Origin of the sequence: Sandaracinus amylolyticus (assembly GCF_021631985.1) — a bacterium.
Lineage (GTDB): Bacteria > Myxococcota_A > Polyangia > Polyangiales > Sandaracinaceae > Sandaracinus > Sandaracinus amylolyticus_A.
In genome coordinates, this window is record NZ_CP070225.1 from 9,374,741 (window position 1) to 9,401,662 (window position 26,922).

The 26,922-nt window shown below is 72.1% G+C and carries 20 protein-coding genes; 13 read left to right on the forward strand and 7 right to left on the reverse strand.

The window, feature by feature from the left end; all coding sequences use genetic code 11:
* Both I5071_RS39935 and I5071_RS39940 read right to left on the reverse strand, forming a co-directional pair.
* Entirely contained in the window at positions 1-747 is a 747-nt protein-coding gene (locus I5071_RS39935) for a hypothetical protein (RefSeq protein ID WP_236518634.1), read from the reverse strand.
* Positions 748-886: 139 nt separating this feature from the next.
* A complete protein-coding gene (locus I5071_RS39940; protein ID WP_236518635.1) occupies positions 887-1,873 on the reverse strand; it encodes a Kazal-type serine protease inhibitor domain-containing protein in 987 nt (328 codons plus the stop codon).
* 260 nt (positions 1,874-2,133) lie between these two features.
* Between I5071_RS39940 and I5071_RS39945 the strand changes: the two genes are divergently transcribed.
* Positions 2,134-3,294, forward strand: coding sequence for a haloacid dehalogenase-like hydrolase (locus I5071_RS39945; protein WP_236518636.1), 1,161 nt, complete (start codon positions 2,134-2,136; stop codon positions 3,292-3,294).
* Here I5071_RS39945 and I5071_RS39950 read toward each other — a convergent pair.
* Both I5071_RS39950 and I5071_RS39955 read right to left on the reverse strand, forming a co-directional pair.
* On the reverse strand, positions 3,291-4,082 hold the full coding sequence (locus tag I5071_RS39950; protein WP_236518637.1) for a hypothetical protein: 792 nt from the start codon (positions 4,080-4,082) through the stop codon (positions 3,291-3,293). The genes I5071_RS39945 and I5071_RS39950 overlap by 4 nt on opposite strands.
* Positions 4,082-5,431 (reverse strand): serine/threonine-protein kinase, encoded by a 1,350-nt coding sequence (locus I5071_RS39955; protein WP_236518638.1) that lies wholly within the window; start codon positions 5,429-5,431, stop codon positions 4,082-4,084. Before I5071_RS39955 ends, I5071_RS39950 begins: the two co-directional genes overlap by 1 nt.
* 39 nt (positions 5,432-5,470) lie before the next feature.
* Here I5071_RS39955 and I5071_RS39960 point away from each other — a divergent pair, with 39 nt between their 5' ends.
* The 7 genes from I5071_RS39960 to I5071_RS39990 are packed head-to-tail and all read left to right on the forward strand — an operon-like array spanning position 5,471 to position 11,172.
* Positions 5,471-6,832, forward strand: coding sequence for a hypothetical protein (locus I5071_RS39960; RefSeq protein ID WP_236518639.1), 1,362 nt, complete (start codon positions 5,471-5,473; stop codon positions 6,830-6,832).
* Between the two features lie 53 nt (positions 6,833-6,885).
* Complete coding sequence (locus tag I5071_RS39965; RefSeq protein WP_236518640.1) at positions 6,886-8,043, forward strand: hypothetical protein; 1,158 nt, start codon at positions 6,886-6,888, stop codon at positions 8,041-8,043.
* 5 nt (positions 8,044-8,048) lie between these two features.
* Positions 8,049-8,660, forward strand: a complete 612-nt coding sequence (locus I5071_RS39970; protein ID WP_236518641.1) for a glutathione S-transferase family protein — start codon at positions 8,049-8,051, stop codon at positions 8,658-8,660.
* Complete coding sequence (locus tag I5071_RS39975; RefSeq protein ID WP_236518642.1) at positions 8,644-8,985, forward strand: nuclear transport factor 2 family protein; 342 nt, start codon at positions 8,644-8,646, stop codon at positions 8,983-8,985. The genes I5071_RS39970 and I5071_RS39975 overlap by 17 nt, the downstream gene beginning before the upstream one ends.
* Positions 8,925-9,860: a hypothetical protein gene (locus I5071_RS39980; RefSeq protein WP_236518643.1), complete on the forward strand. Its 936-nt coding sequence runs from the start codon at positions 8,925-8,927 to the stop codon at positions 9,858-9,860. Before I5071_RS39975 ends, I5071_RS39980 begins: the two co-directional genes overlap by 61 nt.
* Before the next feature lie 32 nt (positions 9,861-9,892).
* Positions 9,893-10,372: an NUDIX domain-containing protein gene (locus I5071_RS39985; protein ID WP_236518644.1), complete on the forward strand. Its 480-nt coding sequence runs from the start codon at positions 9,893-9,895 to the stop codon at positions 10,370-10,372.
* Complete coding sequence (locus tag I5071_RS39990) at positions 10,369-11,172, forward strand: hypothetical protein (RefSeq protein WP_236518645.1); 804 nt, start codon at positions 10,369-10,371, stop codon at positions 11,170-11,172. The genes I5071_RS39985 and I5071_RS39990 overlap by 4 nt, the downstream gene beginning before the upstream one ends.
* Here I5071_RS39990 and I5071_RS39995 read toward each other — a convergent pair.
* Together I5071_RS39995 and I5071_RS40000 are read right to left on the reverse strand one after the other, a co-directional pair.
* Positions 11,117-12,010 (reverse strand): alpha/beta fold hydrolase, encoded by an 894-nt coding sequence (locus tag I5071_RS39995; protein WP_236518646.1) that lies wholly within the window; start codon positions 12,008-12,010, stop codon positions 11,117-11,119. The two genes, I5071_RS39990 and I5071_RS39995, sit on opposite strands and share 56 nt — an antisense overlap.
* A 4-nt stretch (positions 12,011-12,014) precedes the next feature.
* Positions 12,015-12,824, reverse strand: coding sequence for a metal-dependent hydrolase (locus I5071_RS40000; protein ID WP_236518647.1), 810 nt, complete (start codon positions 12,822-12,824; stop codon positions 12,015-12,017).
* Positions 12,825-12,956: 132 nt separating this feature from the next.
* Here I5071_RS40000 and I5071_RS40005 point away from each other — a divergent pair, with 132 nt between their 5' ends.
* Positions 12,957-13,964 (forward strand): AraC family transcriptional regulator, encoded by a 1,008-nt coding sequence (locus I5071_RS40005; RefSeq protein ID WP_236518648.1) that lies wholly within the window; start codon positions 12,957-12,959, stop codon positions 13,962-13,964.
* A 49-nt stretch (positions 13,965-14,013) separates the two neighbouring features.
* Here the strand turns inward: I5071_RS40005 and I5071_RS40010 are convergent, their stop codons facing one another.
* Positions 14,014-14,358 (reverse strand): hypothetical protein, encoded by a 345-nt coding sequence (locus I5071_RS40010; RefSeq protein ID WP_236518649.1) that lies wholly within the window; start codon positions 14,356-14,358, stop codon positions 14,014-14,016.
* Between the two features lie 106 nt (positions 14,359-14,464).
* On the opposite strand from I5071_RS40010, the gene I5071_RS40015 reads away from it, so the two are divergent.
* The 4 genes from I5071_RS40015 to I5071_RS40030 all read left to right on the forward strand — a co-directional run bounded on the left by I5071_RS40015 (position 14,465) and on the right by I5071_RS40030 (position 26,848).
* Entirely contained in the window at positions 14,465-15,949 is a 1,485-nt protein-coding gene (locus I5071_RS40015) for a glycogen synthase (RefSeq protein WP_236518650.1), read from the forward strand.
* Positions 15,949-17,223, forward strand: coding sequence for a glucose-1-phosphate adenylyltransferase family protein (locus I5071_RS40020; protein ID WP_236518651.1), 1,275 nt, complete (start codon positions 15,949-15,951; stop codon positions 17,221-17,223). The genes I5071_RS40015 and I5071_RS40020 overlap by 1 nt, the downstream gene beginning before the upstream one ends.
* A 626-nt stretch (positions 17,224-17,849) precedes the next feature.
* Positions 17,850-24,011 carry a MopE-related protein gene (locus tag I5071_RS40025; protein WP_236518652.1) on the forward strand — a complete coding sequence of 2,054 codons (6,162 nt, stop codon included), beginning with the start codon at positions 17,850-17,852 and terminating at the stop codon, positions 24,009-24,011.
* Positions 24,008-26,848: a MopE-related protein gene (locus I5071_RS40030; protein WP_236518653.1), complete on the forward strand. Its 2,841-nt coding sequence runs from the start codon at positions 24,008-24,010 to the stop codon at positions 26,846-26,848. The genes I5071_RS40025 and I5071_RS40030 overlap by 4 nt, the downstream gene beginning before the upstream one ends.
* Positions 26,849-26,922: the final 74 nt, after the last annotated feature.

Here is a 26,922-nt window from a genome sequence, read left to right on the forward strand (position 1 = left end):
TCACATGACCCGGAGCGCGGTCGGCTCGAGCTGCAGCGTGAGCTCGAAGAGCGCGCGCCCTTCGCGATCGGCGTCCCGCACCGTGACGGTTCCGCGCGCGAGGTCGAACGCGATCGCGGGATCACCATCGGTGACCGAGGGCATCTGATCGGCGGCGGCGCTCGGGCCGCCCGCGCCGAGATCACACGCGACGTAGCCCGCCGTCTGCGCGCGGTTCGGGTACACGACGGTGTCGCCGCACATGACGCGGACCAGGCAGTCGTATCCGGAGTCGGCCGTCGGCAGCACGCGCACCTCGCAGGGCTGCGCCGAGTCGAGGTCGAGCCCGCTCGACGAGAGCACACGACCGCGACGTCCGATCGGCGGGAACGGCGGCGGGCGCTCGTCGGTGAAGAGCGCGCGATAGCGGCTCATCTGTGGATCGACGATCGCTTCGACCATCGGCGGCAGCGGCTCGTGCTGATCGGGGAACGCCTGGGCCCAGACCTCGCGCGCGGAGCCCTCGGCGCCGGGATCGTCGGCCGCGCGCGACCAGCCGCGGTCGTCGGGATCGAGCTCGTCGTCGGTCGCGGGCTCGAGCACGAAGGTGCGGCCGCCGCGATCTTCGTCTTCGTCGTCGCTCGTCGGCGCGAACGGGCCGCGCTCCGTGATCACGCTGCCGACCCCGAGCGCGAGCAGCGCGACGAAGACCGCGCTCGTGACGAGGAGCCCGGGACGAATCGACCGAGGGTCGCGTGGTGACTGCATCCGCGTCCTTCTCCGCGAGAGTACGCGAGCGATAGACGCGTCGTGCCGCCTTCCGGTTCCCACGCGACGGAAAAAGAACCGGCCCGGGTGGGACCGGGCCGGTGAGGAACGTGGAGGAAAGGAAGGAAGTCAGCGCGGCTCAGCGCGCCGGGACGCAGGTGCCCTCGTCGGGGCACGGCGCGCTCGGGTCGTCCCAGATGCAGACCGGGATCACGCAGACCTCGCCCGCGGCGCAGTCGGAGTCCGCGCCGCACGAGGGCGGTGCGGTCGGGCGGCACTCGCCGTAGCAGACCGCGGGGCACGCGCGATCGTCGGGAAGCCCGTCGCACGGCGAGTGGCACACGGTGGTGTCGCAGTACGAGCCCTCGCCGCACTCGTCGTCGCTGAAGCAGAGCGGGCCGGGCGCCGGGTTGCACGCGCACGTCTCGCAGCCGCGCTCGTCGAGGACGTGGCCGTGCTCGCAGTAGACGTCACACGCGACCGGCTCGCACATCGGCGGCGGGTTGCACGCGCAGATCGCGCAGCCGCGCTCGTCGATCACGTGGCCGTACTCGCAGTAGATCTCGCAGGTCACCGGCTCGCAGGTCGGCGGCGGCAGGCACTCGGGCGTGGGACAGCCGTTCTGATCGACGACGTAGCCCCACTCGCAGTAGATCGGCGGGACCGCGGGGCACTCGCACGGGCCCTCGTGACCGACCATCACGCCCGCGCAGTTGGCCTCGCACGAGTTGCCGTAGGTGCGACCGTCCTGGCCGCAGACCGGCGCGTAGACGTCGGGGCACGCGCAGCTCGTCTCGCACTCGCCGTCGCGGACGACCATCACGCCGGCGCACGCGGCTTCGCACGTGTTGCCGTAGGTCTTGCCGTCGTCGCCGCAGACCGGCGCGTAGACCGCGGGGCAGACGCAGCCCGCGTCGCACTCGCCTTCGTGCGCGACCATCGCGCCCGCGCAGTCGGCCTCGCAGGAGTTGCCGTAGGTGCGGCCGTCGGCGCCGCAGACCGGCGCGTAGATGTCGGGGCAGAAGCAGCTGCCGGGATCACCGGGCTCGTCGCAGCCGCGTGGGGCGAGCAGGAGCGGGATGCCGAGCAGGAGCAAGCGGAAGGAGAAGATGCGTCGCTGGTGCATGGGTGCCTCGTGATTTGCAGGGGATGTGCCGCGGAATTCGTGCCTGCGTGTGCCAGTCAAACGACGTAATCAAACGCAGTAGATCGTCCCCGCGCAGGGCGCGGACGATCGTGGTGCGTGCACCGAACGTCGACGCGCGGAGGACCCCCGGGGCGCGGTGCGCCTCGACCTCTCGCGCGTTCGTGGTGCTCGCGAGGTTGGTGGGCGCGCCCATGGGCGTCCGTCACGAAAAGATCGCGGGTATGCTCGGCGCGCGGAATGTGCGGACGAACGTCGTCGCGTGGGGATGGTGCTTGTGCGTGGCGCTCGCGGCGTGTGGCGCGCCGCGGGTGCGCGAGGAGCGCGTGGTGCCGGTGACGCTGCGCGAGGAGGGCTGGCTCCCCGAGAACCGCGCGCGCATCGAGCGCGTGATCGCGACGCTCGGCGCGCGCGAGGGACGGCGCGTCGCGGTGTTCGACTGGGACAACACGATGATGCGCGGGGACATCGGCGACCTGGTGCTCGCGCATCTGATCGAGCGCGGTGCGATCGCGGAGGGCGCGATCCCGCGAGACGACGCGATGCTCGGCGAGGCAGCGCACGCGGCGCTCGCGGGCGCGCGCGATGCGACGGAGCGCGGGCGCGTGGTGGCGCACCTCGCGTGGCGCGGCACGACGCCCGAGGGAGAGCCCGCGTTCACGGTGCCGATGGCGCCGTTCTACCGATCGACGTACGGCGTGATCGCGCAGGTGCTCGCGGCGGGGCGCACCGACGACGCGCTGCGCGCGATCGCGCGCGAGGCGTTCGCGGCGGCGAGCGCTGCGCCGGTCGGCACGCGCGAGGTGATCGGCGGGGTCGAGGTCGAGCGCTTCGCGCGGCTGCACGTGCCGATGATCGAGCTCGCGCGCGCGCTCGAGTCGGTCGGCGTCGAGGTGTGGATCGTCAGCGCGTCGCCCGAGCCGATCGTCCAGGCGCTCGCGGAGATCGCGGGGCTCGCTCCGGCGCGCGTGATCGGCGTGCGGATGCAGCACGACGGATCGGGGCGCGGCACCGCGCGCTTCGAGGCGTGCGGTGAGGGCGCGCTCGCGACGCCGGTGATGACGTGGCTCGAGGGCAAGCGCTGCTGGATCAACCGCGCGATCTTCGACGTGCCCGCGGCGCGGCAGCGCATGCGGCAGGAGGACCCGGCGCTGCGTCCGGTCCTCGTCGCGGGTGACAGCGACGGAGACCTCGCGATGCTGCAGGACGCGACCGAGCTGCGCATCGTGCTCGATCGACAGAACGTGCGCTTGATGTGCAACGCGCTCGCGTCGGGCTGGCTGGTGCAGCCGCTCTTCGTCGATCCTCCGCCGCCGCGCGAGACGCCCTATCCGTGCAGCACCCACGAGGACGCGCTGGGGCGCGTGGTGGACGCGGACGGGCGCGCGATCGGCGATCGTTAGAAGCGACCTTCGATCGCGATCCCGTTCGGGCGGATCGCGACGTGGGTCTCGCTGCTGCTGCTCGAGGTGAGATCGATGATCACGAGCGTCGCGGCGCCGGCCGCGAGCACGCCCGCGGTCACGTAGAGCGCGGTCGCCACGGTGGCCTCGGTGCGCGCCTGCTCGAGCCGATCGTGCTCGGGGCTCCCGCGCACGATCACCGGCTGATCGCGCAGGTCGTCGACGGTGGACTGCGCGTCGAGCGCGAGCACGACGCCCGCGATGGTCGCGCCGGCCGCGAGCCCTGCGGCACCCACGCCGATCCAGAGCAGCGTGTGATCGGGCTCGGCCGCCGGCGGCGGCGCGACCGGCGGAGGATCGCTCGGCGGCGGCGTGATCTCGGGCTCGGGCTCGGGCGCCTCGGGCTCGGGCGCCGGCTCGGGCTGGGGCGCGTCGCCTTCGCTCAGCACGAGCTCGCGCTCGATCTCCGCGACGCGCTGCTCGGCGAACGCGCGGAAGCGACCGGTGTCGTCGTCGCGCGCGCAGGTGCGGTAGGCGCGCGCGGCCTGCGCGCGGTGCTCGGGGCCCCAGCGATCGTAGGTGAGCGCGAGGTTGCACATCGTCGTGACGCGCGGCGCGAGGCGATACGACTCGCGGAACGCAGCGGCGGCGGCCTCGTGATCGCCCTCGCGCAGGCGCTCGACGCCGCGATCGAAGAGCGAGGTGGAGGGATCGCTCGGAGCGTCCTGCGCACGGGCGAGCGCTGGAATCGCGAGGAGGACGAGCGCGACGAGGGCGTGGATGCGCATCACGGTGCGTGCTGCTCGATGATGTTGCCGTCCCACGACGCCGGCTCGCCCGTCGCGGGCTCGGTCGTGGGAGTGGTCTCGCGCGGAGCGCGGCCTCGCGCGCGCGGCGCTCGCTCGCGCGGCTCCTCGGGCGTCGCGATCGCCGCCGGCGGCGGCTCGGGCGTCGGCTCGATCACCGGCTCGGGCGTCGGCTCGATCACCGGCGGCGGCGCCGGCGCGATCACCGGCTCGGGCGTGGCCACCGGCGCGGCTTGCTCGATCGTGCTCGGCGGCTCGCGTCGCATCAGCCACACGCTCGCGGCCCACGCGAGCACGCCTGCGAGCGCGAGCGCGATCCCGATCGCGATGATGCGCGCCTCGCGGTCGCGCGACGGCTTCACCACCGTGCCCGAGGCCGGCGCGCTGCGGCTGTGGAGCTCGGGCGACGAGTCGACGCTCGGCGCGGTCTCGCGCGTCGCGAGCGACGAGCGAGACGCGCCCGAGGAGCGCCGCGCCAGTGCGCTCTCGAGCAGCTCGATCGCCTCGACCGCGCTCGCCGGACGCTCCTCGGGATCCTTCGCGAGCAGCTTCGCGAGCACGCTGCTCGTGCTCCGCGGCGCGTCGTGGGTCGAGGGCACCGGCGCGTAGAGGATCTGGTGCATCAACGCCGCGGTCGACGGCGCCTCGAAGGGCAGCGCGCCCGCGAGCATCTCGTAGAGGATCACGCCGAGCGCCCAGAGGTCGACGCGCACCGTCGGGCGCTCGCCGTGGAACTGCTCGGGCGCCATGTAGGGCAGCGATCCCACGATGCTGCGGCTCTCGGTGATCTTCGATCCGAAGCGCTCGTCGACGCCGGTCGCGAGCCCGAAGTCGAGCAACCGCACGCTCACCGGACCGCTCCGGCACACGCCGAGGTTGCTCGGCTTCACGTCGCGATGGACGATGCCGGCCGCGTGCACGTCCACCAGCGCCTCTGCGATCCCGATCGCCAGCTCGAGCGCGCGCTCGCGCGGCAGCGGCCCTTCGCGCGAGAGCAGCACGTCGAGCGGGGTGCCGTCGACGAGCTCCATCACGTAGAACGGACCGCGCCCGGGATCGACACCGAAGTCGGTGATCTGCGGCACCCGCGGCGTGGTCACCTTCGCGAGGGCGCGCGCCTCGCGGCGGAAGCGCGCGTCGAGGGTCGCGTCCCAGCGGTCGGGGCGCACCAGCTTCAGCGCGAAGCGCTTCTCGAGCTCGACGTGCTCGACCTCGAGCACCTGGCCCATACCGCCCGCGCCGATCTCGCGCGTGACGCGATAGCGCGCTGCGACGACGTCGCCGACGCGCACCGGGGCGAAGACGCTGTTCTCGAGCGCGTCCGACGACATCCGACTGCGCCGCGCAGGATAGCAGCGGTCGCTGTCGCGGTGCTGGCGACGATCGTGCTGGCGGGGTGCATCCCTGATTTTTCCGGGTTCACCATCGTCGACGACGAGGGCTCGGTCGACGCCGGGATGGACGCCGCCGCCGAGCTGGAGGACGGCGGCGAAGTCGACGCCGCGCCGGTCGACGGCGGCCCCGTCGACGCCAACGACCCTCCGCCGTCCGTGCTCGACACCGCGTGTGTGACGCCGTGGGACGAGCTCGAGCCCCCGTTCCCCGAGGTGTGCACCCGACGCGTGAGCGAGCGGATCGGCGCGCCGTTCGAGATCGACGACGTCGCGATCACCCGCGGCAGCGACGGTGTCGTCGTGATCGCGTACGACGCGTACGACGGGCCGGACCTGGCCGAGCTGCGCACCGTGCGCTTCCACGAGGACGCGCCCGAGACCGCCGCCGACGGCCCGGTGATCCGCCCGGTCGCGTCGATGGGCGAGTGGGTCGGCACGTCCGTCGCGCTCGCGACCCAGGGCGCCGACATCCACCACTTCGCGTACTGGGTCCGCTCCGACCTGGGCCACGAGATCCAGCACCGCACGCTGCGCGGGAACATCCTCTCCGAACCGGATCACGTCGCGATCTCGGTCGGCGCGCGCGGCGCGGTCGACATCGAGATCGACGGCGCGGGGCTCCCGGTCGTCGCGTGGCACGACGACGACACCGGCCGCAACGCGGTGCGACGCGCGACCGGCGACGGCACGTGGGCGGTCGACGTGAACGTGCGGAGCGACGGCGATCCGCGGCTCGAGGGGGTCGGCGCGGTCGCGCTCGCGGCGGGCGCGGGCACGACCATGCACTACGCGTTTCAGTGGTGCGCCACGCTCGCGGTCTCCGCGCCCTCGTACTCGGTGTCGACGTCTGCCGCCTCGTGGGCCGTCGCGCGCACGCTCGACAACCCCGCGATCGACGAGCGCGCGTCGGGCGTGGGGGTCGACCTCGCGCTGCTCGGCGACGAGACGATCGTGGGCTACCTCGACTGGGCCGCGCAGCGCGGCGAGGTGCGGCTCGCGCGCTTCACGGGCAGCGGCCCGATCGAGATCACCACGCTGATCGACGACCTCACGATCCTCGATCGCCCGGGCCGACATCCGATGGTCGTCGAGACCGACGCGTACGGCCTCCTGCACCTGCTCACTGCGGGCGTCGAAGGGCCCGAGACGCGGCTCGAGTACTGGCGGCAGGTGCGCCGCGGCGGCGAGCTCGAGTGGGTCGTCGACGTGCTCTCGCTGATCGGCGCGGTGCCCGAGCGCGTCCACGCCGACATGGTGATCGGCCCCGATCGACGGCCGCACGTCGTGTACTGGGATCCCTTCGTCGGCGCGGTCGTGTACGCGACGATCCAGCTCTGATCGTGCGGCGTGGTCCTTGACCAGCGCGCGCGCGCACACGAGGCTCGCGCGCGATGGCAGCGGACGCGAAGACGAAATTCTCGATGCCGATCTGGGGCTGGATCCTGATCGCGGGCCTCGTGCTCGCGGGGATCCTCAAGGTCGTGCACGTGCCAGGGCTCGCGGGCGGCGCGCTCGAAGCGCTCGCGGGGCTCTGCTTGATCGCAGGCTCGTGCGAAGCGCTGATCATGAGCGTCGAGGGCATGAGCGCCCTGCTCGGATGGAACCAGTTCGTCGGCGGCACGATCGCGGCGGTCGTCTCGAACGTGCCCGAGATCGCGCTGCTCGGGTTCTTCGTGGTCGACGACCCGACGATGGCGTTCGTGATCGGCCTGATGAGCGTCTACACGAACTCGATGGCGTTCGCGCTCTACGCGGTGATCATGCCGAAGGATCGCGGCACCGCGTCGATCCCGATGCCGATCGTGCGCGCGGGCACCGACCTCCTGAGCTTCGGCGGCGGCCTCTGCCTCGCGCTCGCGATCACGATGATCGTGCTGCGCGAGTTCGGCTCGCCGATCGATCGCATCGGGGTGCCCGAGCTCTACTTCGTCGGCTTCGCGCTGATGGCGGTGTTCGGGACCTTCCTCGTCAGCCTGGTGCGCTACTTCGGTGCCGAGGAGAAGAAGGAAGGCGAGGCGCCGCCCAAGAAGGAACCGGAAGAGGCGCACCACGGCGTGCCCAAGACCTACGGCGGTGTCGCGGGCCTGCTCGTGCTCGGCGTGTTCGGATCGTTCCTCGGCGGCGAGTCGATGAGCGAGGTCGGCGACGCGATCGTCGCCGCGTTCCCCGATCTGTCGCGCATGGCGGTCGCGCTGATCCTCGCGATCATCGCGGGCGTCCCGACCTACGTCATCGTGCTCAACGCGCACTACAAGAAGCAGCCGCTGATCGCGCTCTCGAACACGTTCGGCGGGCTCACGCAGAACCTCTTCAACGTGATGGCGTTCTGCTGCTTGATGATCGCGTTCTTCAACACGATCGGCGTGCTCCACGACGAGACCGTGCCGATCACGATCCCGACGACGCTCGCGCTCGCGCTGATCTATCCGACCTACGCGATCCTCTCGCGTGCGATCGAGGACGACGGCAAGTTCAACTGGATCGAGATCGTGTCGTTGGTCGCGCTCTTCGGGCTCTTGATGTTCGTGCTCGTGCGCGACGGAGGGTGAGCGAGATGCGGACGCTGGTGATCGGAGACAAGCGCTGGTCGTCGTGGAGCATGCGGCCCTGGCTCGCGCTGCGGCACGCGGGCATCGAGTTCGACGAGCACCTGATCCGGCTGCGCCGTCCCGACAGCAAGGAACGGATCGCCGCGGTCTCGCCGAGCGGGAAGGTGCCGCTCCTGATCGACGGCGATCTGACGATCTCGGACTCGCTCGCGATCTGCGAGTGGGCCGCGGAGCGTGTGCCCTCGCTGTGGCCGAGCGATGCGAGCGCGCGCGCGATCGCGCGGAGCGTGAGCGCGGAGATGCACTCGAGCTTCGTCGCGATGCGCACCGAGATGTCGATGGACGTCGAGCTGCGCACGAAGAAGGAGCTCTCGCGTGACGCGCGCGCCGACGTGGATCGTGTGATGACGATCTGGCGCGAGGCCCGCGTGAAATGGGGACAGGACGGTGACTTCCTGTTCGGCGCGTTCTCGATCGCCGACTGCTTCTACGCGCCGGTGGTCACGCGCTTCCGCAGCTACGGCGTCACGCTCGACGACACCGCGTCGCGTTACTCCGAGGCGATCTTCGCGCACCCCGAGGTGCGCGCGTGGTGTGACGGTGTCGAGCGCGACTGAGCAGCTCGCGCGTCGCTGGCTCGACGCGTTCAACGCGCGCGACGTCGACGCGATGGCCGCGCTCTACGCGGACGATGCGACCCACACGTCGCCGAAGATCCGCGAGGGGCGCATCGTGGGACGCGACGCGCTGCGCGCGTGGTGGCGCGGCGCGCTCGAGCGCACACCGAGCCTGCGCTACGAGCTCGTCGGGATCGCCGCGAGCGAGGACCGCGTCGCGCTCGAGTACGTGCGCCACGTCGACGGCGAGCCCGCGATGTCGGTGTGCAACGTGTTCGACGTGGCGGATGGACGCTTCGTCGCGTCGCGCGTCTATCACGGCTGAGAAGCAGCGGGGCGGAGCGCATGGACGTGATCATCGCAGTCACGCTCGCGCTCGTTTCGTTCGGATGGGGCGCGTGGACTGGCAGCGAGCTCGGGCGTGCGCTCGCACATTCGCTCGTGCATCACCGTCCCGTTCCCTCTCGCGCGTGGAAGGGCGCGCTCGTGCGGCTGGTGCCGATCGTGGTCGCCTTCCTGGCGGGACCGGTGTGGCTCCTCGCGTTGTCGTTCCTCGGCGTCTTGGCGATCGTGCTCGCGTGCGCCGTCTCGTACCGCCAGACGACGAGGCGCGAGCGCGTCGTACGCGCGCTCGACGACGGGCTCGACGCGGCGATCTGGATCATCGACAGCTACGATCCCCGCACGAGGCGCACGAGGGCGGGGTGGTGGATCGAGCTCGCGGCGCGCTTCGTGCGCGAAGGTCGCTCGGACGAGATCGACGAGCGGCTGCAGCAGAGCGCGACATCCATCCGGCCGCGTCGGCTCCGCGCGGCGCTCACCGCCACCCGAGCTCGCATCGCGCTGCACGAAGCTCGCATCGCCCAGGCACGCGTCCTGATCGCCGATGCGCGGGCGCTCCATCGCGAAGCCGCGTTCCGCGAGCACTGCGACCAGCTCGAGGTCCGCGCGCGGCTCGTCGAGGGCGACGCCGAAGGTGCGCTCGCGGCCTGCGTGTCGCGCCTCGGGATCGGGTGGCGGATCCTCGAGCTTCACGCCCGGGCAGCTCAGGGAGCACACGGCGACGTCCGCGCTGCACTGCGCGCGGGCGTCACCGAGCACGGGCAGGAATTCCTCGACCAGATCGCGGACGACGATCTTGCGGGCTCGCCCATCGCTCGTGCGATGCTCCGTGAGCGGGGGAGCGCATACCGGGATTGAACCGAGATCGGCGACGTCGGACGAGCCGCGAGGTGAGCGCGGGGATGGTGCTGCTGCGCCGGAGCGCGCGAGGCGTCGAGATGCTCGTCGTGCATCCAGGTGGACCCTTCTTCGCGAAGAAGCACGAAGGCGCGTGGTCGATCCCCAAGGGCATGATCGAAGAGGGCGAGGACGCGCTCGCCGCCGCGCAGCGCGAGGTCGTCGAGGAGCTCGGGGTCACACCGCCGTCGCCGCCCTACGTCGCGCTGGGCGACGTGCGCCTCAAGAGCGGCAAGCGCGTGCACGCGTGGGCGGCGCGCGCGGACTTCGATCCTACGCACATCGTGAGCAACGAGTTCGAGCTCGAGTGGCCACCGCGCTCGGGTCGCCTCCAGCGCTTCCCCGAGGTCGATCGTGCGTCGTGGGTCGACCTCGAGACCGCGAAGCGCTTGACGAGCCCGGCGCTGGCGCCGCTGTTCGAGCGCGCGGTGTCGAAGGAGACACTCGATATCGTGTTCGGCGATCGCCCGTGACCCGCCGGTTCGCCGCGCTCGTCATCGCGCTCAGCACGTGCGGCCCCAGCGCGCCGACCCCGCACGAGCCCGACGTCGTCACCACCGCCGGCGAAGAGCAGCTCGCCGAGGTCCCCGACACCGACGTCCCCGACGCGATCGAGCCGCCGCCCCCCACGCCCTGCGACGCCCATCCCCCGTCGACCGCGACCCTCGAGCCGCTCGCGCAGCGCGGCCTGATCGTCGTCGACGCGAGCGCGCCCCGCGAGCTCGGCACCTGCGTCTCACCTGCGCTCGTCCCGCGGGAAGGGACCATCGCGTGTGAGCCCGGCAGCATGCGATGCCGGGTCGGCGACCGCGTGATCCTCCTGGCGCGCGAGCACGACACGGCGTGCGAGCCCTACGCGCTCATCCGCTACCCCGACACCGCACCCACGACCGATCCCGACGACGTCCTCGCCGCGCTCGCCCATCGCGACGAAGCGTGCGCGGTCCACGATCGCGTCGCGCTCCAGGATCCGTCGTTCTACGAGCCCACGCTCCGCGCCCGCCGCATCCAGTCCGGCCCGCGCGGGCCGGCGATCGAGTGCCTCCGCGACGCCGACGCGCAGGCCTTCACGACCGAGGCACGCGCCCGCTTCGCCCAGGTCCCCTTGCGTTGCGCCGGCCTCCGCTGCGAGAGCGCGGCCGAGTCACCGTCTCCCGCAGGGATCCTCTTCGCGAACCGCCTCTCCGGCCCCCTCCGCTTCGACGCGGTCGCGTGGGTCACCCCCGAGGATCAGCCGCGTGTGCTCGAGCTGCTCCGAGAGCGCTGCCGCTGATCGCTGCCTCCACGATCCGTCGCGCGACCAGCCCCGGCCGATCGAGGTGCGGGCAGTGCCCCACGCCCTCCGGCTCCTCCACCCGCGCGTGCGCCGGCAGGTGCGCCCGGAAGTACGCGAGCCCGCTCGCGGGCAGCACGCGCTCCGAGCGCCCCCACATCAGCGTCACCGGCATCGCGAGCCCTCGCAGCGCCTCGGGATCGAACCCGTGATCGCTGCGCGCGTTCGCGAGCAGGTCGCGCACCACCGCGCGTCCCATGTGCCGCCGGACGTCGCCCGCGACCCACGACGTGCCCGGCGGTGCCCGGTGATACACCCGCTCCACGAACGCGATCGCATCCGCGGTCGAGCGCAGCCGGAACACCCGCCGCACCTCCTCGAGCTCCTCCTCGCTCATCCGCGCGCCCGCGGGCGAGAGCAGCACGAGGGCCCGCACCTTCTCGGGCCGGCTCCGCGCGTAGTGCAGCGCGACCGCGCCGCCCAGCGAGTTCCCGACCACCACCGCGGGCTCGTCGATCAGCCGATCGATCACCTCGCCCATCACCTCGAACAGCGTGTCGGGCGCGAGACGCGCCCGCGGCGGCGCGCTCCATCCGTGCCCCGGCAGCTCGGGCGCGATGACGCCTCGCACGTGCTCCTGCACCCGCGCGATCACCGGCGCGAAGGGCGCCGCCGCCGAGCCGATCCCGTGCACCATCACGACCGGCGGGAGCGCGCCGTGCCCACGCCCCACGTACGCGTGCACGCGCCCGAGCCGCGTGTCGATCATGCGACCACGGAGCCCCCGCGCGCGCAGCGCGACGTGGGAGATCCCCTCGACCACCGAGAGCAGGCCCATCGCGTCAGGCTCCCGCGCTCGCCTGCCACGCCGCGATCGCGCCCTCGGAGTCGATGTCGTTCGGATGGAACCCCGGACGGAACCAGTCCGCCCAGAGCCGCCACACGTCCTGCATCCCGCCCGGCTCGACGAACAGGAAGCGCACCAGGCGCGCCCACTCGCGCGCCGAGAGCGCGTCGCCGTCCTCCGCCATCATCCGTGCCTGGAACTCGAGCACCTTCGCCCAGAACACGGCGGTCGCGGCGAGCATGATCACGCTCCGCTCCGCGTAGTTGCCGCCCGCCTTGAGATAGACGTCGAACGCGACCGCCTTGTGCTCGTTCTCCTCCGCGGCGTGCCAGCGCCACAGCGCGGCCATCTCGGGGTGCGCCCCCTCGAGCAGCGCGGGCTTGGCCAGGATCAGGTGCCCCATCAGCGCGGTGAAGTGCTCGAGCGCCGCGGTCACCGCGAGCTGGGTGCGCAGCGGCAGCCCACGCCGCGCGCGCTTCAGGATCCACACCACCGAGCGCTCCATCTCGTCGACCGGCAGACCCTGCTCGCGGAGCATCTCGTTGTATCGACGGTGCTCCCGCCCGTGGATGCCCTCCTGGCCGCAGAAGTCGCGCACGAGCTTCTTCAGCACCGGGTCGTTCTCCACCAGGTGGCGATGCGCCTGGACGCTCATCACGAAGAAGCGCTCGCCCTCCGGGAAGAAGATCGAGAGGTTGTCGAGGAAGCGCGTCACCGAGCGCCGTCCTCCGTGCCAGTGCCGCGGGACGTTCGCGCCGGTTGCGAAGGTGAGGTTGCGGACCTCGAGCGTCTGCGTGCCGTTCATGCTGCTGCAGGCCTCCTCCACGACACTCTCCGCGCGATGCGACCAGCCCGCGAAGTCAGGCGGTGCCAAGCTCTTGTCATTTCGGGCCAGCTAGCCAAGATCGTGTGTTTTCGCGAGACTCTCGGCCCCTCGATGCAAGCGCCCGACGCGCACTCGATCCCCGCGATCCACGCGCTCCACCTCGCCGACGTGGTGGAGCGCTGGGGGATCGGCGCGGACGCGCTGCTCGCGGGCTCGGGGTGGACCCCCGACGCCCTGGCGCAGCCCGACGCGCGGCTCGGGCTCGCCGACGTCGAGGCGCTGGTCGAGCGCGCGCGCAAGCTCACCGGCGAGCCCGGCATCGGGTTCCACGTCGGCCTGCAGATGCGCATCGCGTCCCACGGCTTCCTCGGCCTCGCGGCGATGGCGGCGCCGACGCTCGGGGAAGCGGCCCAGGTCGCGGTGCGGTTCGCCCCGACGCGCACGACCGCGCTCTCGCTTCGGCTCGAGACCGGCGCGGAAGGCGCCGCGCTGGTCATCCTCGAGCACGCCGATCTCGGCAAGGCGCGCGACGCGGTCGTGATCGCGCTGACGGTCGGCATCGTGCAGCTCGCGCGTGCGCTCACCGGCGGCGATGCGGCGTACCAGGTCGAGCTCGCGTTCGACGAGCCGAGCTACTTCCGGCGCTTCGCGCACCTCTTGCGTTCGGCGCGCTTCGGGAGCCCCGTGCACCGCATCACGTTCCCCGCGACCGCGCTCTCGGCGCGCCTCGTCACCGCGGATCCCGCGGCGCTGCGCCTCACGCTCGAGCAGTGCGAGCGCGAGCTCGCCGCGCTGCGCGCCGACGATCCCTTCTCGGGCCGGGTCGCGCGGGTGCTGCCGCGCGCCAACGGCGGGTTCCTCACGATCGAAGAAGTCGCCAAGGCGCTGCACGTCTCGACGCGCACGCTCAAGCGTCGTCTCGCCGAGGAGGAGACGAGCTTCCGCGATCTGCTCGAGGATGCGCGCCGAGCCCGAGCGTTCGTCCTCCTGCGCGACGAGCTCGGCCTCGACGAGATCGCCGCGCGCCTCGGCTACTCCGATGCCGCGAACTTCAGCCGCGCGTTCCGCCGCTGGACGGGCATCACCCCCGGGGCCTGGCGCACGCGCGAGCCGAAGTAGCTCAGCTGGAGTGCTCGTCGGCGGGAACGGGAGCGTGATGGTCGGCTCCTCAGCGCACCTCGACCTCGATCTGCGCGCGGCATGACGGGGGGAGCGTGCCCGCCGAGAGATCCGCGCACGCCACCGTCTCGAGCGCGGGCAGGCACTCCTCGCGAAGCTCCGCTTCGTCGCGGATGCTCACCACGCGCTCGCAGCCCTGCGTCATCGTCACGGTCGACTCGATCTGCCGCTCGAGGTCGTCGCGCGATGCGCCTTCGTCCAGCCCGCAGCGGACGATCGCATCACCGAACACCTGCACCGTGTCGTTGCACGCTGCTTCTTCCGCGCTCTGCCCACAGCCCACGAGCATCAGCACAACGAGCGCGATTCCTGGAGCGACCGTTCGTCGGATCATCGAGCCCTCCGGGGCGCGAGCCTAGCTCGCGGCGCCTTGGCGAGCCCTGGTCCGGTGCGCAAGTAGGCGCCGCCCAAGTCGTTCTCCGGTATCGTCCGCACGCTCGATGAAGATCCTCTTCCTGACCGCCGAGGCCGCTCCATTCACCAAGGTCGGTGGGCTCGGAGACGTCGCCGGTGCGCTCCCCTCCGCGCTGCGTTCGATTCCAGGCGCCGGGCTCGACGTCCGCGTCGTCACCCCGCTCCACGGCGCCGCGCGGGCGCGCATCACCACGCCGCTCGAGCGCGTCGCGAAGGTCTCGGTTCCGCATCCCTCGGGACCGCTCGGTGCAGAGATCCTCGCGACCACATACGACGGCGTGCCGTTCTACTTCGTGCACGCGCCCGCGCTCTTCGAGGACTCGATCTCCGTCTACCACCAGGACACCGGCTGGGACGGGCATCGCTACGCGTTCTTCTGCCTCGCCGCGCTCGAGCTCGCGCGCGCGATCGACTTCGTGCCCGACGTGCTCCACGCGAACGACTGGCACACCGCGCCCTCGATCCCCGCGCTGCATCGCGCGCGCTTCTCGAACCCCCAGCTCGGTCGCGCGCGCACGATGCTCACGGTGCACAACCTGCCCTACGTCGGCTGGGGCGCGGGGCCCGCGATGCGCGCGTTCGGGCTCGTCCCCGGAGAGCTCCCGCGCGTCGCGCCCGAGGGCCGCGAGATGCCGCTCCCGATCGGCCTCTCGCTCGCCGATCGCATCACCACCGTCTCGCCCGGCTACGCGCGCGAGATCCTCGAGCCCGAATTCGGCGCCGGCCTCGACGCGCTCCTCCGTGCCCGCAAGGACGTGCTCGTCGGGATCCTCAACGGCATCGACACCGAGCTCTACGATCCGTCCACCGACGCCGCGCTCCCCCAGCGCTACGACATCCGCAACGCGCTCCCCGCGCGCGCCGCGAACAAACGCGCGCTCCGCCGCGAGCTCGGCTTGGTCGACGAGCCGCTCCCGCTGCTCGCGGTGGTCTCGCGCCTGACCGGCCAGAAGGGCATCGATCTCGTGCCCGACGCGATCCGCTCGCTCGCGCGCGATCACGCGTTCCAGTGCGTGATCCTCGGCACCGGCGATCGCGCGCTCGAGGAGCAGCTCCTCCGTCTCGCCGGGGAGCTCGGTGATCGCGTTCGGGTGCGCATCGCGTTCGACGAAGCGCTGTCACGCCGAATCTACGCGGGCGCCGACATGCTGATGCTGCCCTCGCGCTACGAGCCCTGCGGGCTCGCCCAGATGATCGCGATGCGATACGGCTGCGTGCCGGTCGCGCGCGACACCGGAGGCCTCTCGGACACCGTGCGCGATCTCGATCTGCACGATGCGCCGACGGGCTTCCTCTTCCCGGTCGCGTCGTCGCGCTCGCTCGCCTTCGGGCTGCGTCGCGCGCTCGCGACGTTCGCGGCCGTGGGTCCGCGAACCAGCGAACACTGTGCCCGAGATGGACGCTTCGCCATGCTGCAGCAGAACGGCATGCGCGAGGACTTCTCGTGGTCGCGCGCCGCGCTGGCGTACGCGCACACCTACCGAGAGCTCGTGACCGGAGAGACGCGCTGATGAAGACCGTGGCCGTGATCCTGGCGGGCGGCGAGGGCTCTCGCCTCGGCGTCCTGACCGCCAAGCGAACCAAGCCCGCCGTGCCCTTCGGCGGCAAGTTCCGCATCATCGACTTCGCGCTCTCGAACTGCGTGAACAGCGGCTTGTTCGACGTGATGATCGTCGCGCAGTACCGCCCGCACTCGCTGATCGAGCACATCGGCGCGGGCGGCCCCTGGGAGCTCGATCGCGAGCGCACCGGCGGCGTGCGCATCTACTCGCCGTACAAGTCGCGCGAGGCGGGCTCGTGGTTCGTCGGCACCGCCGACGCCGTGCAGCAGAACTTCCTCTTCGTGAAGGATCGCCGCCCCGATCTCGTGGTGATCCTGAGCGGCGATCACATCTACCGGATGAACTACAACGACCTGATCGCGAAGCACCTCGAGCGCCGCGCCGACGTGACGCTCGCCACGATGGAGGTGCCCGATCACGAGAAGTCGCGCTTCGGGATCGTGCAGCTCGATCAGGACGAGCGCGTCACGTCGTTCGTCGAGAAGCCGAAGGACCCGATCCCCGGCCTCGGGTCGATGGGCATCTACGTGTTCAACTACGGCGTGCTCGACCGCGTGCTGCTCGAGGACTCGCGGATGCCCGAGTCGAACCACGACTTCGGCAAGGACATCCTGCCGCGCATGATCGCGCGTGGTGAGCGCGTGTTCTCGTGGAAGTACGCGGGCTACTGGCGCGACGTCGGCACGATCGAGAGCTACTGGGAGGCCCACATGGACCTCATCGGCGAGCCGCCGCTCTACGATCTCAACGACCTCGGCTGGCTGATCCACACCCGCTCCGAGAACCGCCCGCCCGCGCGCCTCTCGAAGGGCGCGCAGGTGAGCGACTCGCTGATCACCCACGGCTGCACCATCGCCCAGGACGCGCTGATCGAGCGCTCGATCCTCTCGGCCGGCGTGCGCGTCGAGCCGGGCGCGGTGGTGCGCGAGTCGGTGCTGCTGACCGACTGCGTGATCGAGCGCGGCGCGGTCGTGGAGCGCGCGATCCTCGACAAGCGCGCGCGGGTCGGGCAGGGCGCGCGCGTCGGCGCGATGCCGCAGGGCGACGACGAGCCGGGCTCGCGCCGCTTCACGGTGCTCGGGAAGAACGCGGTGATCCCCGCCGGCTTCGTGGTCGGCGCGGGCGCCGAGGTGGGACCGGACGTGATCCCGAGCGACCTCGGCGGGAGCCCGCTCCCCGAGGGCGCGGCGGTGTTCACGAAGCGGCGTCCTCACGAGGTTTGATCCCTCACCGGAGTGCTCGTCCCGCCGGTCCCGGACGGGAGCGCGCGAAGCGCGCGGACGGTAGGGACCAGCGGGCGAGCCGATGTTTCGACTGTCGCGGCACCGCGTCGAGACGAGGGATCTCCATGACCGCCCCGAGGGGCGTCGGGGATCGACCGGGGTCGTCCGCCCGCGGGACGCCAGAACGCGTGTGATCTCCACGCTCTAGCCGCGGTGCCGGGTGCGCGCCCCACTCGCGATCCGGGGCCCGAAGGTCGGCGGTCTGCGCGGGGCGACGCCTCCGCGTGGTCTGCCGCGCTGCGAATTTTTCGTGCACTCTCGATCACGGCTCGGGGGAGTCGTCGGGTTGGTGGGGGCGTCGCGAGTTGTCCTATTCCGTCGTGATCTCGATGGGATAGTCGCCGCGGGCAGGGGAGAGTCGTTTTCCGTTCTTCCAAGCTCGTGAAAAAAGTACGCTCAGCGCGAAGGGGAACCACCTTCGCGGCCATCGAGCCGCGCATCCCTTCTTTTCACCTCGGCGGGGGGCCGAGCGGGAGAACTCGATGGGCGGACGGAACGAGAGCGGAGCGAGATTCCGGGGATGGGCCCGAGGGGCCGCAGCGCTCGCGACCTTCAGCATCTGCTTGATGCACGTCGGGCATGCCTACGGCGAGGGCATCGCTGCGCTGATGGTCTCCAAATCGATTCCCGAATCGACGGTCGCGGTGATCGACCCCGAGTCGGGCACATCGAGCGGCGGCAGCACCGGGACCGACGTCCGGATCGCGCCGGGCGACGTGATCCTGTTCCGCATCAACTACTTCGGGATGCCGGACCGCGTCGCGCGCGGCATCAACGCGTACGTCACCGAGTTCGTCCCGCCCAACACCGAGGTGGTCGGCGTCCGCCTGATCGATCCGACCACGCTGACGGCCTATCCCGGCGGGCGCACGATCATCCCGAACCAGCCAGGCCTCGCGCTCGACCGCTGCACCAGCGGCGGCACCTGCGGCACGTACTCGCTCCCATGCACGGCGGGCGCGGGATGCAGCGGTGGCACGCGCAGCGTGCCCGAAGGCGCGATCTCGCAGCTCTACGGAGACACCGGCTTCTTCTATTCGACCGACGCGCGCACCCAGCGCACGCCGGCGAACGCGTTCCTCACCTACTTCAACGGCCAGTCGATGGCGGGCCGCTCGCCGACGTTCGCCGCGAGCATCGCGCCGATCCTCGGGCTCGACGGCGTGACGACGTTCTTCGGCCACACCACGTGGGACGTCGACCAGATCTACGCGTACGGCATCGCGAACAGCGACGGCAACCGCAGCGGCAACCAGGGCAACGGCGACACGCCCTTCCAGTACGGCTCGCCGGTCGCCGGCCCCCAGACGCTCTACCTCTACGAGGCCACCGACCTCAGCGTGGGCGGCGCCGATCCGCCGAGCGACGTCGTGTTCAACAACGTCGTCGGCCCCTGGCAGCGCATCCGTTACACGGGTGCGCGCATCGGCATCGGCACGACGGCGACGTACTCGAGCGCCGACGCGCGTCGCAGCGCGGACGCGTCGACGGTCGGCTTCGACGTGCGCCCCGCGAACCCGCTGCCCGCCGCGACGAACGCGGTGCGCGCCGCGATCGGCGAGCTGCGCGCGGGTGAGGCCGGCATCCTCGAGATCGCGCTCCGCGTGATCGACACGCCGCTCGACCCGGTGATGATGCGCGACGCGAACTGCGCCGAGAGCTTCGGCGGCGGTCCCTCGAGCAGCAACGCGGGCCAGGACAACCCGTGGGGCTTCGTGATCCCGTCGCCGGGCTGCGTGTTCCTCAACAACCAGTTCGACCTCACGCCGGACCGCACGCTCACCGACAACGGCGAGCGCATCACCTACACGCTGCACGGCATGAACCTGTCGACGTTGCCGCAGACGAACGTCGTGGTGACCGCCGACTACGATCCGAGCCGCGGCGCGCTGGTGCCCGGCAGCGCGACCGGCGCGCCGACGTCGGCGATGTGCGGCACCCGCCCGTGCCTGCGCTGGGTCCTCGGCACGCTCGACCCCGGCGAGGAGTACACGTTCACGTTCCAGTACGACGTGTCCGGCACCGGCCAGATCTCGCTGGTCTCGTACGGCAACTACACGTCGACCCAGCTCCCCGCGCCGGGCTTCACCACGCAGGCGGTGACGCTCAGCCGCCCGACGCCGGTGCTGCGCGCGACGTTCACCCAGCCCCAGACCGCGCAGGCCGCGGGCAGCAACATCGTGCTCAGCGGCACGCTGCAGAACTGGGGCACGCAGTCGGCGTCGCTCGATCCCGCGACCGTGACCCTGCCCTCGGGCTGGACCGTGATCGCCGGCCCGACGCTCGGCACCACGTCGCTCGGGCCGCGCGCGAGCATCACCACGCCGACGAGCACGCCGGTCTCGGTCACGGTGCGCGCGCCCGCGGGCACGGCGGCCGGGCTCTACGACGTCGATCTCAAGCTCTTCTGGTCGGCGAGCAACTACGGCGGCTCGTTCGAGGCGTTCTTCCCGGCCGTGGTGCAGGTGCCGATCGCTCAGCCGCGCAGCGATCGCCCGGTGATCGACTGCTCGCGCGTGCTCTCGAGCGCGACGACGATCGTCGGCACGCACACCGAGAGCAACTCGAGCACGGTGGTGCGCGTCTACTTCAACGGCATCGAGCGCGGCAGCGACGGCTCGACCGCCGGTGGCACCTGGGACGTCGGCACGTTCGGCCCCGGCACCACGTTCGGCTCGCTCTACGGCGGCCTCGAGGTCACGGCGACCGCGCAGGCGCCCGGTGAGCTCGTCTCGCCGGTCAGCGAGCCCTGCTTCGTCACGCACGTGCCGGGCTGCAGCGACGGCATCGACAACGACGCCGACGGCGACGTCGACTTCCCGAACGACCCCGGCTGCGCCGGCCCCGCCGACAACGACGAGCGCGACGTGCAGTGCTCGGACGGCGTGGACAACGACGGCGACGGCCGCGTCGACTTCCCGAACGACCCCGAGTGCAGCAGCCCCGACGACGGCACCGAGGGCGGCTCGCCCGCGTGCAGCAACGGCGTCGACGACGACGGCGACGGGCGCATCGACTACCCGAACGATCCCGACTGCGCGAGCTCGAGCGATCGCGACGAGGCGACGCGCCGCGCGTGCAGCGACGGCCTCGACAACGACGGCGACGGCCGCATCGACTTCGGCCTCGGCGCGACCAACGACGAGGGCTGCCACTCGGCGAACGACACCAGCGAGGCCGCGTTCGTCTACGCGCCCGGCGACGTGCGCCCGCGCATCCTGCTCGTGTTCGACACGTCGGGCTCGATGAACTGGCACACCTGCGAGGACGAGTTCACCGGCGGCGACGGCTCCGGTGAGTGCCTCGGCGGCGACGTGGCGTGCGCGACCTGCGGCGCGTCGGGCTGCGGCAACGGCATCGCCGACGACTCGCGCATCGCGCGTGCCCGCGCCGGCGTCAGCGACGTCGTCGCGGCGTTCGGCGACGTCGAGATGGGCCTCATGCGCTTCCGCCAGCGCGCGACGAGCTTCGCGTGCCCGACGGCGAACGCGACCGCGGCGTCCGGCGGCTGGGCGGGCTCGGGCGCGGTGTGCGGCGCGTACGCGGCGGGCGATCTGCTCGTCGGGTTCTCGCCGGAGAACGAGTACTCGATCCTCGAGTGGCTCGACGGCGCCGACAACTACGGCGGCACCGCGCCCGCGGGGCTCGACCTCGAGCTGCGCGGCTCGGGCACCACGCCGCTCGCGGGCTCGCTCGCGTCGGCGCAGGCCTACCTCGCCGACGTGCGCACCGACGATCCGCGCGCGTCGTGCCGGCCCTACGAGGTCATCCTGCTCACCGACGGCGCCGAGACCTGCGGCGGCGACCCGATCGACGCGGCGGGTGATCTCCGCACCGCGGGCTTCCCGGTGAACGTCATCGGCTTCGCCAACAGCCCCGACGCGAGCACGCAGCTCAACGCGATCGCGAGCCAGGGCGGCACCGGCAGCGCGATCTTCGTGGACGACTCGGCGGCGCTCAGCGCCGCGATCGCCGACATCGTCAACGGCTCGATCCGCACCGAGATCTGCAACGGCGGCGACGACGACTGCGACACGCTGGTCGACGAGGGCTTCGTCCTCTACTGCAACCGGCCGGGCGGCGTGGCGTCGCCGACGCTGTGCACCGATCCCGGCGAGACGGTGTGCAACGGCGTCGACGACAACTGCGACGGCCGCATCGACGAGGGCCTGCGCAATCGCTGTGGCGCGTGTGGCGCGGAGCCCCCCGAGGTCTGCAACGGCGTCGACGACGACTGCGACGGCGTCGCCGACGAGAACAACGTCTGCGCCGGCTGCCGCCCCGAGGCGGAGCTCTGCGACAACATCGACAACGACTGCGACGGGCGCACCGACGAGGATCTCGCGCGCGTCTGCGGCACCGACGTCGGCGCGTGCACCATGGGCCAGGAGGTCTGCACCGCCGGCAGCTGGGGCACGTGCAGCGGCACCGGCCCGGCCACCGAGACCTGCGACAACGTCGACAACGACTGCGACGGCGTGATCGACGGCCTCACCCGTCCGTGCGGCACCAGCGTCGGCGTGTGCCGCCCCGGCACCGAGACCTGCACCGCGTCGGTGTGGGGCGCATGCGTGGGCGCGGTCAGCGGCGGCTCCGAGATCTGCAACACGCTCGACGACGACTGCGACGGCGTGGTCGACGACGGCAACCCCGGCGGCGGCGGCGCGTGCGGCTCGGCGCTCGGCGAGTGCGATCCCGGCGTGCTCAACTGCGTCGCGGGCGGGCTCGTCTGCAGCGGCGGCACCGGGCCGACGCCCGAGGCCTGCGACAACCAGGACGACGACTGCGACGGCCGCGTCGACGAAGAAGTGGCGACCGGCGCGTCGTGCGGCCAGTGCGGCGCGGGCCTCATGCGCTGCGTCGGCGGCACGATGACGTGCACCGGCGATCGCGCGCCGGGCACCGAGATCTGCAACGGCGCGGACGACGACTGCGACGGCGTGATCGACGACGGCAACCCCGGCGGCGGCGTGACGTGCGGCGAGTCGACCGGCGCGTGCGAGCCCGGCACCACGCAGTGCACCGGCGGCTCGATCGTGTGCACCGGCGGCACCGGTCCGGCGACCGAGAGCTGCAACACGATCGACGACGACTGCGACGCTCTCGTCGACGAGGGCAATCCCGAAGGCGGCGCGGCGTGCGGCGGCAGCGAGGCCGGCGAGTGCGAGCGCGGCACCGAGGTCTGCGTCGGCGGCGACCTGGTGTGCGTCGGCGAGAGCGGCCCGCAGCCCGAGCGCTGCGACGGCCTCGACAACGACTGCAACGGCAGCGTCGACGAGGGCAACCCCGGCGGCGGCGAGGCGTGCGGCGACGACACCGGAGAGTGCGTCGCGGGCACCACGATCTGCCAGGGCGGGACGCTGGTCTGCCAGGGCGCCATCGAGCCCGTCGAAGAGGAGTGCAACGACCTCGACGACGACTGCGACGGCGTGGTCGACGACGGCCTCTCGGTCGGCGCGCCGTGCGGCGAGGCGACCGGCGAGTGCTCGCCCGGCCGGCTCACCTGCGTGGGCGGCGAGATCGTCTGCGAGGGCGGAAACGGCCCGGTCAACGAGCAGTGCAACAACCTCGACGACGACTGCGACACCCGCATCGACGAGGAGACGCCCTCCGCGGTGTGCGGTGAGACCGAGGGCGTCTGCGAGCCGGGCACGCTGACGTGCATCGGTGGTCGTCAGGTCTGCACCGGCGGCACGCCGCGCGGTCGCGAGACCTGCGACTGCGAGGACAACGACTGCGACATGGAAGTGGACGAGGACCCCGACGGCACGCTGTGCCCGGCGGGCAGCGCCTGCGTCAGCTGCATGTGCGCGCTGCCCTGCGCGGACAGCGAGTTCGGACGCTGCCCCGCGGGCCGCGTGCCCGAGACGAACGAAGAGGGCCAGTGCTACTGCGTCGCGCCGGCCTGCGACGACACGGCGTGCGGTGGCGAGACCATCATGAACGGCGCGGCCATCGGGTGCGCGCCGGGCATGGAGGACGAGGGCATCCCGCCCTGCCAGTGCGAGAACAACCGCTGCACCTACGCGTGCGAGGACGTGAGCTGCATCGAGGACGGGCTCGACTGCGAGCCGTTCACCGGCACCTGCGTCCCCGACGACTGCCGCTACTTCCCGTCGATGTGCGAGGACGGGGAGATCTGCGATCGCACCGCGCCCGATCCGACCTGCGTGCCGGACCCCTGCGCGACCGCGGGCTGCACCGCCGAGCAGGCGTGCCGCGCGGGCGTCTGCGAGACGAGCTGCGCCGAGGTCAGCTGCGACGGCGGCGAGAGCTGCACGAGCGGCGAGTGCCTCGTGAACCTGTGCGCCGACGTCACGTGCGGCGGCGAGCAGGTCTGCGATCCCACCACCGGTGACTGCATCGCGAGCCTCTGTGGCGGTGTGGTCTGCTCGAGCGGCGACCTCTGCGATCCGCTGACGGGCCTGTGCCGTCGCGATCGCTGCCTCGACCTGCAGTGCCCCGACGGTCAGCGCTGCAGCGCCGGCGAGTGCGAGCTCGTGGTCGTGCCGCGGCCCGATGCCGGTCCGCCGCTCGACGACGGAGGCACGCGCGTCGACGCGGGCATGGGCGACGCGGGCGACGGCACCGTGCGCGTGCTCGCGGCCGGCGGCGGCGGATGCCTCTGCACCGCGGCGGGCACCGGTGAGGGCTCGCGTGCTCCGTGGGCGATGGCGATGCTCGCCGCGCTCGGTCTCGTCCTCGTCGCGCGTCGGAGGGTCCGATGAGCCGCTTCGTCTCCAGCGCGCAGCTGTTGGCGCTCGTGGTCGTCCTCTCGTCGTGCACGGTCGAGCCGTACTGCCTCGTCTGTCCCGACGTCGACGGTGGTGAGCCGGTCGACGGGGGGACCGACGCGGGCAGCGACGCGCGGGTCACGCCGCGCGACGCATCGGCCGACGTGATCGTCGTGCCCGACGGCGGGTGCCTCGAGTTCGAGCTCTGCAACGAGCGCGACGACGACTGCGACGAGCTCGTCGACGAGGGGATCGACACCCAGTCGAACCCCGATCACTGCGGCGGCTGCGACATGCCGTGCCCGGTCTACCCGCACGCGTTCGCGGTGTGCGAGGCCGGCGAGTGCAGCATCGGCGCGTGCGACGTCGGCTACCTCGACCTCGATCCCGCGCAGCCGGGCTGCGAGTACTTCTGCATCCCGAGGGTCACCGACGGGACCGACGAGATCTGCGACTTCGAGGACGACGACTGCGACGGCCGCGTCGACGAGGACATCGACTTCGACAACGACCCCGAGAACTGCGGGCACGACGCCGAGACCGGGCTCGGTCGCTGCGGCAACTTCTGCCGCTCGCCGCGCGCGGCCGGCTCGTGCACCGCGGGCGCGTGCATGCTCGGCGCCTGCGAGCCCGGCTACTACGACATCGACAGCAGCGCGACGAACGGCTGCGAGTACCAGTGCACGCCCGCGACCCCGCCGGTCGAGATCTGCAACCTCGTCGACGACGACTGCGACGGCGTGGTCGACGACGGCGAGCCGGGCGCGGGCGTCGAGTGCGGCAGCGACCTCGGCGCGTGCGGCGCGGTCGACGGCGTGACCATCTGCCGCGCCGGCGAGATCGTCTGCATGGGCGAGCCCGCGCCGACGGCCGAGACCTGCAACACGGTCGACGACGACTGCGACGGCAACGTCGACGAGCACAACCCCCAGGGCGGACGCGTCTGCGGCATGAGCACCGGCGCGTGCGAGGTCGGCTACCAGCAGTGCGTGAGCGGCGCCCTGGTGTGCATGGGCCAGGTCGAGCCCACCACCGAGAGCTGCAACAATCTCGACGACGACTGCGACGGCCGCGTCGACGAGATGAACCCCGAGGGCGGCGCGGCGTGCGGTCCGACGACCGGCGCGTGCGAAGCGGGCGTCGTGACCTGCACGCGCGGCGCGCTCGTGTGCACCGGCGGCGTCGGCCCGAGCCCCGAGCTCTGCAACAACGCCGACGACGACTGCGACGGCACCGTCGACGACGGCGATCCCCAGGGCGGCCAGCTCTGCGGCAGCGACGTCGGTCGCTGCGCGCCCGGCGTGCAGCACTGCCGCAGCGGCGCGCTGGTGTGCGAGGGCGCGATCACCTCGACGGCCGAGACCTGCGACGGCGTCGATCAGGACTGCGACTCGAACGTCGACGAGGGCAACCCCGGCGGCGGCGCGACGTGCGGCGAGACCGCGGGCGCGTGCGAGGCGGGCACCATGCAGTGCCGCGGCGGCACGCTCACCTGCGAGGGCGCGCTCGGTCCCACCGTCGAGCGCTGCAACGGCATCAACGACGACTGCGACGCGATGACGGACGAGGGCTTCTCCCTCATGACCGACATCAACAACTGCGGGATGTGCAACCGCGTGTGCTCGTTCCCGAACGCGATTCCGCGCTGCACCGCGGGCAGCTGCGCGATCGCGACGTGCCGTCCGGGCTTCGTCGATCTCGATCCCGCGCAGCCCGGCTGCGAGTACGCGTGCTCGTACGCCGGCAACGAGGCGTGCAACGGCCGCGACGACGACTGCGACGGCCGCACCGACGAAGGCCTCACGCCGCCCTCGGCGTTCTGCAACCCCAACGGCGTGTGCAACGGCACCGCGGCGACCTGCGGCGGCACGCGCGGCTGGGAGTGCGTCTATCCGGCGACCTACCAGCAGACCGAGCAGCGCTGCGACTCGCTCGACAACGACTGCGACGGCAGCATCGACGAGGCGTTCCCGCTGGTCGGTGACCAGTGCAGCAACGGCAGCGGCACCTGCCGCCGGGTGGGCACCTACGTCTGCGCGTCGTCGGGCACCGCGGTGCAGTGCAACGCGGCGGCGGCGGGCACGCCCGGTGACGAGGCGTGCAACGGCGCCGACGACGACTGCGACGGCGAGGTCGACGAGACCGGCGTGAACGATCCCGGCACGCCGTGGCGCGACGCGATCGACGCCAGCGCGATCCCGACCGTCACCTACACCAGCGGCGGCCGCACGATCCGCGTGATGCGCTACGAGGCCTCGCGCCCCGACGCGACGACGACGAGCGCGGGCTCGCTGAGCACGCTCGCGTGCTCCGCGCCCAACGTGCGCCCGTGGACGAGCGTGACGTGGCAGGAGGCCGAGGCCGCGTGCTGCGCGCTCAACGCGAGCGGCACGTGCACCTCGGCGACCAGCGGCTGGCACCTCTGCGGCGCCGAGGACTGGGAGACGGCGTGCGAGGGCCCGACCGGCAGCTGCGACTGGTCGTACGCCGCGACCTGCAGCGCGTCGCAGCCCGTCGCGTGCAACGGGATGGAGTACGACAGCGACTCGAGCCTTGCGGGCGATCAGGACGCGCTCGCGACGACCGGCTCGCCGACCTTCTCGTCCTGCTACACCGACTGGGCCGCGGCGGGCCGCGTCTACGACATGAGCGGCAACGTTCGCGAGTGGACCTCGACGTCGGCGGGCACCTCGGGCGGCGTGCCGCTCTACCAGGTGCGCGGCGGCTCGTACCAGAGCATCGAAGAGGGACGCACCTGCGACTTCGACTTCACCGTCGCGCAGCGCACGTTCCGCGCGCCCACCACGGGCTTCCGCTGCTGCATGTACTGAGCTGATCCGAGACGACGAGCGCGGCGCGCATCTGCGTGCCGCGCTCGTTCGCGTTTCACCGCGACCGCGCGCTG

Coding starts and splice junctions, on each gene's coding strand:
- I5071_RS39935 (WP_236518634.1), bottom strand. CDS start 747: ATGCAGTCACCACGCGACCCTCGGTCGATTCGTCCCGGGCTCCTCGTC.
- I5071_RS39940 (WP_236518635.1), bottom strand. CDS start 1,873: ATGCACCAGCGACGCATCTTCTCCTTCCGCTTGCTCCTGCTCGGCATC.
- I5071_RS39950 (WP_236518637.1), bottom strand. CDS start 4,082: ATGCGCATCCACGCCCTCGTCGCGCTCGTCCTCCTCGCGATTCCAGCG.
- I5071_RS39955 (WP_236518638.1), bottom strand. CDS start 5,431: ATGTCGTCGGACGCGCTCGAGAACAGCGTCTTCGCCCCGGTGCGCGTC.
- I5071_RS39965 (WP_236518640.1), top strand. CDS start 6,886: ATGGCAGCGGACGCGAAGACGAAATTCTCGATGCCGATCTGGGGCTGG.
- I5071_RS39970 (WP_236518641.1), top strand. CDS start 8,049: ATGCGGACGCTGGTGATCGGAGACAAGCGCTGGTCGTCGTGGAGCATG.
- I5071_RS39995 (WP_236518646.1), bottom strand. CDS start 12,010: ATGGGCCTGCTCTCGGTGGTCGAGGGGATCTCCCACGTCGCGCTGCGC.
- I5071_RS40000 (WP_236518647.1), bottom strand. CDS start 12,824: ATGAACGGCACGCAGACGCTCGAGGTCCGCAACCTCACCTTCGCAACC.
- I5071_RS40005 (WP_236518648.1), top strand. CDS start 12,957: ATGCAAGCGCCCGACGCGCACTCGATCCCCGCGATCCACGCGCTCCAC.
- I5071_RS40010 (WP_236518649.1), bottom strand. CDS start 14,358: ATGATCCGACGAACGGTCGCTCCAGGAATCGCGCTCGTTGTGCTGATG.
- I5071_RS40015 (WP_236518650.1), top strand. CDS start 14,465: ATGAAGATCCTCTTCCTGACCGCCGAGGCCGCTCCATTCACCAAGGTC.
- I5071_RS40020 (WP_236518651.1), top strand. CDS start 15,949: ATGAAGACCGTGGCCGTGATCCTGGCGGGCGGCGAGGGCTCTCGCCTC.
- I5071_RS40025 (WP_236518652.1), top strand. CDS start 17,850: ATGCACGTCGGGCATGCCTACGGCGAGGGCATCGCTGCGCTGATGGTC.
- I5071_RS40030 (WP_236518653.1), top strand. CDS start 24,008: ATGAGCCGCTTCGTCTCCAGCGCGCAGCTGTTGGCGCTCGTGGTCGTC.